A 12,066-nucleotide genomic window follows, 5' to 3' on the forward strand; every position below is an offset into this window, starting at 1 on the left:
TTGGTGGCTGATAAAAATACAAAAAAACTGAAAGCATGAGTTATTAATATAAAATCAAATAAAAAAGCTCCGGAATTTCTCCGAAGCTTTTAATCTTATTTTTAGATCAGAATTATTGATATCTCTGATGCTCTTTACTTTTTGTAAACCTTTTGGTGATGGGTTTAAACAATGCTTTGTATTTTTCTGCATCAAACAGTTGTGAGTCTGTAAGCGCTTTGTAGGTCATCCATACTCCAAAAGGTAGGAGGATCAGGTTAGGAAGCCATGCTGCAAGATAAGGATTCATTTTCCCGCTCCATGACATGTTTTCTACCCCAACATTCATAACGTAAAAGATGATGAAAATAACAATAGCGATGATAACCGGAAGTCCCATTCCTCCTTTTCTGATGATAGACCCTAAGCTGGCTCCAATCAGGAAGAAGATGATACACGTCACCGAATATGCAACAATTCTCTGTTGGTAGATCACCACTTTACTGAAATATTTTACATTGGAACTGTATTCGTTCTTTTTAGATTCCAGTGTTGATTTAAGGTTGTCCAATCTGTTATAGGAATTGTAAATGATTTCCAGTTTTTTATCACCTTTTACCGTATCCAGTTTGATCTGTTGTTTCGGAGCTACTTTATGCTTATTGCCTTTATCCATGTAGGTAATCACAGAATTGGTTTGGTTAAGCACCTCAGATCCTATATTATCAAAGAACTGTTTATTGTCTTTTTTTGTTTTTGTAATCGTTCCGTCAAGCTGGTTGTAGGTCTGGAAACGGTAGTCATCTGTAATCTGTTCTTTTTCGATCGCTTTATTGATGATTTCACTGATGTCAAAGTGGGAAACCAGTGTGTCAAATTTAATAGCCTGATCAGGCTGTTTTAATCTTACATTATCACCTTTTCCGGCAAAAGCATCTTCAAACACATAGCCGTTATACAGCACCAGCTTTAGAAAGTTCTTGTTGGCAGCCGGAACAAATTTTCCCTTTTCAGCTACTACAGATTGCTGGTTTTCAAAAGCATTGGCTTTTTTATGAACGAAAACCCCTTCGATATTTTCTCCGTTTTCCCCGTAAATCTTATCAAATTTTACCATATAACCGGGAATCTGATCAATAAACTGTCCGGGAGTAAAGTTGATAGCCGGCTTGGTTTGGGCAATATTAAAAAGCATGTTCTTGGCTTTTTTCTGAAAATCCGGAATAATATTATTAGAGAAGAAAAACAACATGATAGCAAGTGCCGTTGAAATTCCCAGAAGGGGAGTCATTACCCTGGTCAAAGGAATTCCTGCGGCTTTCATGGCTGCAAGCTCGTAACGTTCTCCAAATTCACCAAACGACATAATACTCGCCAGAAGGATCGTAAGCGGGAGAACCATACTGATGACGTTTACTCCGAGATAAAAAAGAAGTTTAAGGATTTGCCAGTAGCTTAATCCTTTTCCCATAAACTGTCCCAACTGTACCCAGATAATGTTTACAATAAAAATGAAAAACAATACGCTGAATATAAAGAAAAACGGTCCAAAGAAGGTTTTTATAATGTATCGGTCTAGTATTTTTAACATGCGCCAAAATTAATCAAAAAGCCACAAAGTTTACTTGTGGCTTTTTATATTTTGTTATTTTTTTAACTTTAAACGTCAATTTACATAGTTGCGAATTCACTTTCAGCTTTTTAAAGTTCTGTAACGATGTAGTTTTTAAACTTATTTTTGTCAAAAACAAACATATTGGGATCCAGCTCCTGGTTTTCTTTGTATTCTTTAATAGCAATTACAGCAACATCTTTGTTGTTTCCATGCTGTTCAAGTTTTACCATTTGCTTTTTCGCTGAATCTACAAAAAGGTACACATATTTTATTCCGTTAGCTTTTACCGGGGTCAGTTTAATAAAGTCTGCATTTACGCCATTGACTACTTTCTTACCGTTGTAAGTTACATTGTAATCATTTCTGTAGGTTGTAAGGTAGTTGATAGGGGAGAACATGGTGCTGCTTCCGTTAGGCTTGGCAATGGTTACCTCCATGTCATCCGCGTTGATGTTGTAAATTTTATTACCGTCGAAGATCTGTTCCGTATCCATGATCTTCAGTTTGTATTTCTCTCCGGCAACATAATAAATACCAGGTTCTGTTTTTGTTACCTGTCCGTTAAGACCGCTCCCAAAAGAAAATTTGAAGTAAGAATTCTTTTTAGAATTGTAGTTGGCTGTAATATCATCCAATATCTTTTTAGCTTTAGCATCAATCTTCTGAGCGTTGGCCATACCTACTGCACCTACAACAAAACTTCCCAATATAACTTTTGAAATAATATTTTTCATTTTCTTAATTTAATAATCGTTAGATTTTCTTTGATTCTTAAGGTTAAAAACTATATGTTTTTCCTTTAACTACGCAGATCTTCCAAAAACTGTTCCAAAGAATGAAGGTCACTGATCAGAACCTCTCTTGCTTTCGCTCCGTTAAAGCCTCCAACGATACCGCTTGCTTCCAGCTGATCCATAATTCTGCCGGCTCTGTTATACCCCAGTTTCAATTGTCTCTGAAGCATTGATGTAGATCCCTGTTGTGTAGAAACAATAATTCTTGCAGCTTCTTCAAATAGAGCATCTTTTTCGTTTGGATCAAAAGCACCAACTGTACTTGTTGAGTCTTCAGATACATATTCAGGAAGCAACAACGCTGAAGCATATCCTTTTTGTTCTCCGATGAACTCTGCCAGTCTTTCTACTTCCGGAGTATCTACGAAAGCACACTGAAGTCTTAAAATTTCGTTTCCATTGAAATAAAGCATATCTCCTTTACCAATCAGCTGATCTGCTCCCGGAGAGTCAAGGATGGTTCTGGAGTCAACACTGGAGATTACTCTGAAGGCAGCTCTCGCAGGGAAGTTAGCTTTGATCATCCCTGTAATTACGTTTACGGATGGTCTCTGCGTAGCTACAATAAGGTGGATTCCAACGGCTCTTGCAAGTTGTGCAAGTCTTGCAATAGGTAATTCAACCTCTTTTCCTGCAGTCATGATCAAATCTGCAAACTCATCTACTACCAATACGATATAAGGTAAATAACGGTGTCCGTTTTCAGGATTTAATTTTCTTTCCGTAAACTTCTTGTTATATTCTTTTAAGTTTTTACAAAAAGCATTTTTAAGAAGGTCATATCGGGTATCCATTTCAATACAAAGTGAGTTCAGTGTATTGATTACTTTGTTGGTGTCCGTGATGATTGCTTCTTCTGCGTCAGGTAGTTTTGCCAGATAATGTCTTTCAATTTTTGAATATAATGAAAGTTCCACCTTTTTAGGGTCTACCATAACGAACTTCAGTTCACTAGGATGTTTTTTATAAAGAAGGGAAGTAAGAATAGCATTGATCCCTACGGATTTACCCTGACCTGTTGCTCCCGCCATCAATAAGTGAGGCATTTTTGAAAGGTCAGCCATGAAGATCTCGTTAGAAATAGTCTTTCCGAAAACTACCGGAAGATCCATATCCGTATTCTGGAATTTCTGGGAAGCAATGACAGAACGCATTGAAACCATCGTAGGATTTTTTCTCGGTACCTCAATACCGATTGTTCCTTTTCCTGGCATTGGTGCAATAATTCTGATTCCTAACGCAGAAAGGTTCAGAGCAATATCATCCTGCAGTTTTTTAATTGCTGCTACTCTGATTCCTGCTTCAGGAACAATTTCATAAAGTGTAACTGTCGGGCCGATTGTTGCTTTAATCTCTGCGATACCAACGTTGAAGTTCTTCAGCAATCCGACAATCTTATTTTTATTTTCTTCTAATTCTTCTTTATTGATAGAAATTTCTTCATTACCATAATCTTTCAGCAGTTCTACAGGAGGCATCTGGAAATTAGCCAGATCAAGCTTGTGATCATAAAGCCCATGCTTTTCTACCAATTCCTGAGACTTTTTATCAGAATCATCCAAAACATCAATCACCTGAGCTACTTCTACATTGAATTTAATATTTTCCTGTGCCGGAGCAGCGGTTACTGCCGGAGACGGAGCAGAAGGTCTGATATCAAATGCTTCCTCCGGGCTGGAAACCGGAACAATTGGTTTGGTAGAAAGGTTTAAACTTACCGGTTGGGAAACCTCTTTAGGTTCTGCATCAAAAGAAGTATGGTTCGGGGTGGTGATGGTTTCTATCTCGTTTGAAACCGGAACTTCAGGGAATCCTTTCGGAGCACTTACGGGTTCTGGTGCTTTCACTGTATTAACCGGAGTATTGACAACCTGGTTTGTAACATCACTTACAGTAACTCTCGATGCTGTTTCTTCTTCCACTTCCTCGGCTTCTTCTCTCAATTCCTCATCGGCCTCGAAATCATCGTTAGAGTCCGGCATCATAGATTTTACTTTTCCAATTGTATTTTCATTGATCTTATCCAGTTTTGCTTTGATAGAACTTGGACGAAGGTTGAATTCAAGAATGAAATACAGAAGGATACTTGCCGCTAATACCGTCCACAGACCTACTGCTCCGATGATGGAGTTAAGATAGTCCATAATCTGATATCCATAAACGCCTCCTAAAACACCCTGGCCTTTAGTAAGCGCTCCCATAAAAATAGGAAGCCAGCAGATAAAAAATAAAGAGTGACCGATAGTTTTCCAGGGTTTAAATATTTTTTTCTTAAGAATCAGTGTACCTACGACAAGCAGTAAAAATGCGATAATAAACGAGGCGATACCAATACTTTCAAAAATGAAAATATTCCCAAGCCAGTCACCCACCTTACCAAATATATTGGAAGATTTTATGCTTTTGTCCAGCATGGTTCCTGCCTGGCTTTGATCTGCTTTCCAGTTCATCAGATAAGAGACGAATGAGAATGCAAGAACAGCCGATAAAAGTATAAAAGTAAGCCCGAAAAAAATACGTGGCTTAGATAAGATTCTGCCTTTCTCAGGCGATTCAGTCGGTTTTTTTTGTGTCTTTTTATCCATAATATCAATGTCGCAAATTTAATGTTTTATTCAACACTAAATGAATCTTTTTTACCCAAAAAACATTTTGGTAATCCCGCTTTTATAAAGGTTATTTAAAATTTTTACTTTAAGAATATTTTCTTTTATGACAGAATAAAATAAGGGTATTTTTTTGGCTTATCCAAATCTGATACCGTTAAATTATATTAACTGATTATGATTTGTTTTTCTTTAAAAAGATAATAAAATTTTCGATTTAAACTGATGAATGCGAAAAAAATTAACAATATTAAGTTTTTAGATGTCAATAGTGTTTTTTGAACTAGTTCAAAGGCCAGGACCTGAAGCCTCTTTAATTTTGACCCATAAAATTTCATATATGGAAAACACATTCAAAACTTTTCTGACCTTAGGTCTGATATTAATTTCAATGATTACAATGAACGCACAAAAACAAAAAATGGAACACTCTGCATTAATCATTATCGACGTACAAAATGATTACTTCCCGGGAGGAAAAATGACACTGGAAAAAAGCGAACAGGCTGCCGAAAATGCCAGAAGTATTTTAGACTATTTCAGGAAAAATAACCTTCCTGTCATTCATGTTCAGCATATTTCTACCAACGATGGTGCAACGTTTTTTCTTCCGGGTACAAAGGGGGCTGAAATCAATCCTCTGGTCTTACCAAGGGAAGATGAGAAAGTTATTGTTAAACATTTTCCCAATAGCTTCAGGGAAACCGATCTTCTGAACTATCTTCAGTCAAAGAAGATTAAAAATCTGGTCATTACAGGAATGATGACAGATGTCTGTGTGGAATCTACCACCAGAGCAGCTTTCGATTTCGGGTTTACCAATACCATTATTGGCGATGCTACAGCCACCAGAAACCGTGAACTAAATGGGGAAGTGATAAAGGCTGAAGAAGTTCAAAGATCCTTTTTGGCCGGGATTTCTGCTCTTGGAAATCTCTATGCCCGTGTAATAAATACTGATGAACTTTTAAAATAAGGCTATTTTCAGATAGGGAACGTGTACAATGAACTTCAATTTTTGTTGGGTAAACGCAAAGGTGCAAAGTTTTTATCATACATATTGTTTAATTTAAGACGCAAGGAAATCGAAGATTTCCAGCAAAATGAATCTAATAAATTTTATCATAGATAAAATCCTTGCGCCTTAAAAACAGCTGATATTTCAAAAATTCTTGGCGCCATTGCGTTTTCTAATATTTTTTATTTAGCAAATACAGAAGATTTCTAATAAGCTTATCTAAAAAGATCATTTGCTTAATATAAAAACAGCTTCACATAACTTAATTCAATAAAGGTGTCAATAATTTTGATACCTTTATTTAGCTTAAATTAAAGAATGTCCGATCTGCTCTATAAAAATATCAGTAATTATATCAACCTTTCCCAGGAGGATTTCAACCAGTTTACAAAACCTTTTGAATACAAAAAGTTTAAAAAGAAAGAAGTGGTTCTCAAAGAAGGGGACTATTGTAATTTTGAAGGGTTTGTTTTGAGTGGTTGTTTTAAAATCTATTACCTGAATGAAAACGGATTTGAACAAACCTTATATTTTGCGGTTGAAGGCTGGTGGATTACAGATATAGACAGTTTGATCAATAATGTTCCCAGTATTCTGAATATTGAAGCCCTTCAAGACAGTGAAGTTTTAATGATTTCTAAAAACGATAAAGAATACCTGTACGAAGTAATGCCACAGATAGAAAAGCTTTTCAGAATCATGAACCAGAAATCTTCTGTTGCCCTGCAAAGACGAATTCTTTCCTTAACGGGTAAAACAGCGGACAAACGGTATCTTGAATTCCTTGAAAAATATCCGGGATTAGAGCAAAGAATAACCCAGCAGCAGGTAGCATCCTATCTGGGAATTACCCATGAGTTTTTAAGCAAAATCAGGAGGAAAATGTCATTGGAAAAATAAGTATATTGCCGCAGATTTTTATGTCATAGCAGGAATTGTACTCAATACAACATAGAATGATAATTAATAACTGATTGAAGACTTTTTTTAATGGAATTATTTGGTGTACCCGGAATTTTTATTTTCATCTTTTTAGTATTGATCAGACCTTTAACTGTTTTTTTTCACGAAATGGGACATGCTGTTACCGTGTGGCTGATTACAAGAAAAAAAGTACATGTCTTTATTGGTTCTTATGGAGATAAGGATAACAGTTTTCCTCTCAATTTTAAAGATTTTTCTTTTTATATATTTAAAAATCCTCTTAAATGGGGAAGAGGGCTGTGTGAATCTGAAGAGAAAAGATTTTCTGTCAACAAGCAGATTTTATATGTGTTTGGTGGGCCGGCTGCCTCTTTATTATTAGCGTTACTCTCTTATTTCATTATTTCAAATACTCAATTTCTTACTTTATTTTTCATCGTCTTAATGTTTTCTTCAGCAATTGATTTTTTAATCAATATTTTTCCGAGCCAGAAAGTTGTTTATATGAGTGATGGAAGATCAATATCTAATGATGGAAAAGCTATTGTCAATCTTATCCGTCAGAAGAAACTGCCTAAAGAATATACGGAGGGAATCTATAAATTTAACGAAAAGAAGTATTCTGAAGCGGCATCAATCTTTGACAGTTTACTGCAGGAATCAAAAGACCTTGATATCTACAGGATGGCAATAATATCCCATATTAATGCTAAGAACTTTGAAAAAGCAAAAGAGACAGCCATTATATTCAAAGAAAATAATCCTTCTATGACTGCAGATGACTGGACGAATTTTGCATTAACGTTTACTGAAACAGGACCGTTGGCAGAATCTCTTGAATATTATGATAAAGCATTAAAAATGAATCCTGACAATAAATTTGCTTTAAATAACAAAGGATATACATTAATTCTCCTCGAAAAATATGAAGAGTCTCTCCCTTTATTAAACAAAGCCATTTCAGTGGATAAAAAATTTTCATATTCTTACAATAACCGCGGACTGGCAAAAATTAATTTGGATCTTTATGAAGAAGGGCGCAAGGATATTGAAGATTCATTACAACTTGGTTCTGAAAATGCTGATGCCTATAAAAATTTAGGAATTTACTATATGAAAAAAATGAAGTATCAGGAAGCGCTGGATTTGTTTTTAAAAGCTAAAAAAATGGATGAAACGCTGCGCGGAATTGATACATTAATAACTGAGATAGAATCAAAAGTAGAGGCGAATCACAGTTTAGAAGTTTAATATGCTTCATGTCAACTGATTATGTTGATGACGGAAGATTGAATATAGAGTTTCTCAATCACCCGGATAGGTAATATAAATCCAAATTTTAACATTTTTAAAAATTGAATTTTTCCTAATGTTTCCGGGCTTATTAAGAATGTTTCAAAATAAGCAAAACCAAGGCCAAAGTGATAAAAAACAGCTTTTTTTAAGCTCTTTGTGGTTTATCATGCTTATTTTTGCATGTCAAGTACAATAAATCATGAAGAAGCTCCAAGATATTCTTATCTCAACCAGGACAATGGCTGTATTGTTGCTGGTGTACGCATTCGCGATGGCTTATGCAACGTTCTTAGAAAACGACTACGGAACTCCTACAGCAAAAGCATTAATTTATGAGGCTAAATGGTTCGAACTGATCATGGTCTTACTGATTCTCAATTTCATAGGAAATATCGGAAGATACAGACTGTGGAAAAAAGATAAGTGGCCGGTTCTTGTTTTCCACCTTGCCTTTATTTTTATTTTTATCGGTGGTGCTATCACCAGATATATCAGTTTTGAAGGACAAATGCACATCAGAGAGGGTGAAACATCCAACGAAATCGTAACCGATAAAAACTTCTTTAAAATTCAGATCGAAGAAAAAGGTGATGTGCTGAATTATCAGGATGTTCCTTATCTGATGTCTCCGTTACACAAAGATCTGAAAGCAACTTATGACTTCCACGGAAAAGAAGTGAAAGTGTTTGCTAAGGAATACATCCAAAGAAAAAAAGACAGCCTTGTCGCTGAACCAAACGGTGCTGAATATCTTCATTTGGTTTCTACCGGAACTACCGGAAGACAGAACATTTACATCAAACCGGGAGAAACAAAATCCATTAACGGTACTTTGGTGACATTCAACAGAGCCATTGAAGGTGCTGTTGAATTCAAAAATGAAGGCGGAAAATTATTCATCAAAACTCCTGTAGATGCAAGCTATATGACCATGGCAACACAGGCAACAGGAAGTACAGTGAAAGATGAATTCCAGCCTTTGGCACTCAGAAGTTTATATACTATCAACGAACTGAAGCTGGTAGTACCTGAAGGTCTTAAAAAAGGAAGACTGATGGCGATTGAAGGCGACAGAAAGAAAGATGCTAACGTGCCGGATATGCTTCAGATTGAGCTTCAGGGACCGAAAACAAAACAAATTGTAGATCTTTCTGTTGAAAAAGGAAATCCAAACGCTTACAAGCAGGTTACTATGGATGGATTAAACATTATGGTAGGATTTGGTCCTAAAGTATACAACACGCCTTTCGCATTGAAACTGGATGACTTTGTGATGGAAACTTATCCGGGAAGTTCATCTCCAAGTGCTTACGAAAGCCATGTGAAAATCATTGATGAAGGTAAAGAAACTCCTTATAAAATCTATATGAACCACGTTCTTAACCATAAAGGATACCGTTTCTTCCAGTCGAGTTTTGATCCGGACAGAATGGGAACCGTTCTTTCTGTAAACCACGATTACTGGGGAACTTTGATCTCTTACATCGGATACGGACTTTTATTCTTAGGAATGTTTGTGATCTTCTTCTGGAAAGGAACTCATTTCTGGAAATTAAATAAGATGCTTGCTGACGTTAACAAAAAGAAAGCAGCGGGTATACTTTTATTGTTCTTAAGCTTAGGCTTAAATGCTCAAAAAATTGAAACTCATGGAACAACCGACGGAAGCAGAGAACATATCCATGTGGAAGGGGACAACCATTCCCATGCTCCGGCTCCGTCTGCCCAGCCGCTTGATGGCGCTGCTCCGAAGCAGAACTCTCTGGCAACTCCAATGGGGAAAATGAGATCCATTTCTCCGGATGAAATCATTGCAAGAAACAAAATCAGCAAAGAACATGCAGATAAATTCGGATATCTTTTAGTGCAAAGTTTTGAAGGAAGAATTGTTCCTATCAACACAGAAGCATTAGATGTTTTAAGAAAATTATACAAAAAAGACGAATTCAAAGGAACAGACGGAAAGTCTCTTACTGCTAACCAGTGGTTCCTTTCTATCAATACAGACACCCCAAGCTGGACAATGGTTCCAATGATCAAAGTAGGACCTAAAGGTGGTGATGAACTGAAAAATAAAACAAAGGCCAATGAAGATGGATATACTTCACTGATGAACCTTTTCCCTGCAGATGCAAACGGAAATTTAACATATATCCTTGAACACGACTATAACACAGCTTTCCGTAAAAAACCTGCTGAACAAACAAACTACGATAAAGAAGTAATTGCTGTCAACGAAAGAGTGCAGATCTTCAATGAGTTCTTCAGCGGCCAGTTTATGAGAATTGTTCCTGTGAAAAATGATGCCAACCATACATGGCATTCATGGTTAGACCAGAAGTTCGAACCGGACATGGAATCTCAGCAGGTAATGGGACCTTATTTTGCAGAAGCGCTTACGGCACAAAAAACCGGTGACTGGAGCAAAGCAGATGCGGAATTGGCTAAACTTTCAGAATATCAGCAGAAATGGGGGAAAGCCGTAGTTCCTGCTAAATCTAAAGTTGATCTTGAAGTATTTATGAATAAAGCAGATATCAACTTCAAATTGTTGATTTTCTATACGCTTGTTGGAGGACTTCTTCTGATCTTAGGATTTGTTGAGCTGTTCAAATCAAATAAAGTATTAAACAAAGTAATTAAAGCAATCATTGCGGTTGGTTTAATTGGATATCTGTGTCATTTCTTAGGACTTGTTGCAAGATGGTATATCTCTGGACACGCTCCCTGGAGTAACGGATATGAAGCCATTATCTTTATTTCCTGGGTAGGTATTACAGCCGGTTTAATCCTGTACAGAAATGCCAATGCACTGATTCCTGCAGCAGGATTTATGGTAGCAGTTATTATGATGGGATTTGCTCACGGAGGTTCAGCTCTTGATCCGCAGATCACGCCGCTTGTTCCGGTATTGAAATCATATTGGTTAATTGTTCACGTAGCAATTATTACTTCAAGTTATGGATTCTTCGCACTCTCCATGATCATTGCTGTAATCTCATTGGTATTCTATATCATCTCCAATAAAGAAACGTATAAAATTCACCATGATACTACATTAAAGGAACTGGTAATTGTTTCTGAAATGTCATTAACCATCGGATTGTTTGCTTTAACAGTAGGAAACTTCTTAGGAGGAATCTGGGCCAACGAATCATGGGGAAGATATTGGAGCTGGGACCCGAAAGAAACATGGGCTTTCATTTCCATCATGGTATATGCATTTGTACTGCACATGAGATTAGTACCTGGATTGAGAAGCAGATGGGCATTCCACGTAGCAACAATGTTTGCATTCTGTTCCATGGTAATGACTTATTTTGGAGTAAACTATTACCTGAGCGGACTTCACTCATACGCAGCAGGAGATCCGGTACCGGTACCAGCCTGGGTATACATCGGAATCTCAACAATGATTATTTTATCAGCTGTTTCTTATATAAAGTTTAAAGCTTTAACAAAGAAATAACGATCTGAACATAAAAAATAAAATCCCGGAATTTACTTTCCGGGATTTTTTTATTTCTATTGTTTTAGTATTGGCGAGCCGTTTTAACGCTAAGTTTCGCAATGATTTTTATGATGATAAAATATCGTTCGCAAAGGCGTTTCACTCAGCAAATAAACTGGTCTTAGCTAAACGAAGTGGCTTTGCGAACAAAAATATGATACATCGCAATAAATTAACCTAGTGAACCTTGCGTTAAATTAAATATTGAGAATCTCGAATTCTAACGTTAAGTTTCGCAATGATTTTTATGATGATAAAATATCGTTCGCAAAGGCGTTTCACTCAGCAAATAAACTGGTCTTAGCTAAACGAAGTGGCTTTGC

General features: G+C 36.5%; 7 protein-coding genes. 4 read left to right on the top strand and 3 right to left on the bottom strand.

What is annotated here, in order from left to right; genetic code table 11:
- Positions 1 to 112: 112 nt before the first annotated feature.
- The 3 genes from FB551_RS04895 to FB551_RS04905 all read right to left on the bottom strand — a co-directional run bounded on the left by FB551_RS04895 (position 113) and on the right by FB551_RS04905 (position 4,973).
- Positions 113 to 1,570, bottom strand: a complete 1,458-nt coding sequence (locus FB551_RS04895) for an LptF/LptG family permease (RefSeq protein WP_047431067.1) — start codon at positions 1,568 to 1,570, stop codon at positions 113 to 115.
- A 110-nt stretch (positions 1,571 to 1,680) separates the two neighbouring features.
- Positions 1,681 to 2,328 carry a LolA family protein gene (locus FB551_RS04900; protein ID WP_047431065.1) on the bottom strand — a complete coding sequence of 216 codons (648 nt, stop codon included), beginning with the start codon at positions 2,326 to 2,328 and terminating at the stop codon, positions 1,681 to 1,683.
- A 65-nt stretch (positions 2,329 to 2,393) separates the two neighbouring features.
- A complete protein-coding gene (locus FB551_RS04905; RefSeq protein WP_142015569.1) occupies positions 2,394 to 4,973 on the bottom strand; it encodes an FtsK/SpoIIIE family DNA translocase in 2,580 nt (859 codons plus the stop codon).
- Positions 4,974 to 5,334: 361 nt separating this feature from the next.
- Between FB551_RS04905 and FB551_RS04910 the strand changes: the two genes are divergently transcribed.
- From FB551_RS04910 to ccsA, 4 genes are all read left to right on the top strand, one after another.
- Positions 5,335 to 5,970 carry a cysteine hydrolase family protein gene (locus tag FB551_RS04910; protein WP_142015572.1) on the top strand — a complete coding sequence of 212 codons (636 nt, stop codon included), beginning with the start codon at positions 5,335 to 5,337 and terminating at the stop codon, positions 5,968 to 5,970.
- A 360-nt stretch (positions 5,971 to 6,330) separates the two neighbouring features.
- Entirely contained in the window at positions 6,331 to 6,912 is a 582-nt protein-coding gene (locus FB551_RS04915; protein ID WP_142015574.1) for a Crp/Fnr family transcriptional regulator, read from the top strand.
- A 90-nt stretch (positions 6,913 to 7,002) separates the two neighbouring features.
- Positions 7,003 to 8,187 carry a tetratricopeptide repeat protein gene (locus tag FB551_RS04920; RefSeq protein ID WP_142015577.1) on the top strand — a complete coding sequence of 395 codons (1,185 nt, stop codon included), beginning with the start codon at positions 7,003 to 7,005 and terminating at the stop codon, positions 8,185 to 8,187.
- A gap of 244 nt (positions 8,188 to 8,431) precedes the next feature.
- Entirely contained in the window at positions 8,432 to 11,701 is a 3,270-nt protein-coding gene (gene ccsA, locus FB551_RS04925; RefSeq protein ID WP_142015579.1) for a cytochrome c biogenesis protein CcsA, read from the top strand.
- Positions 11,702 to 12,066 lie beyond the last annotated feature (365 nt).

The organism is Chryseobacterium aquifrigidense, from assembly GCF_006716485.1.
GTDB lineage: Bacteria > Bacteroidota > Bacteroidia > Flavobacteriales > Weeksellaceae > Chryseobacterium > Chryseobacterium vietnamense.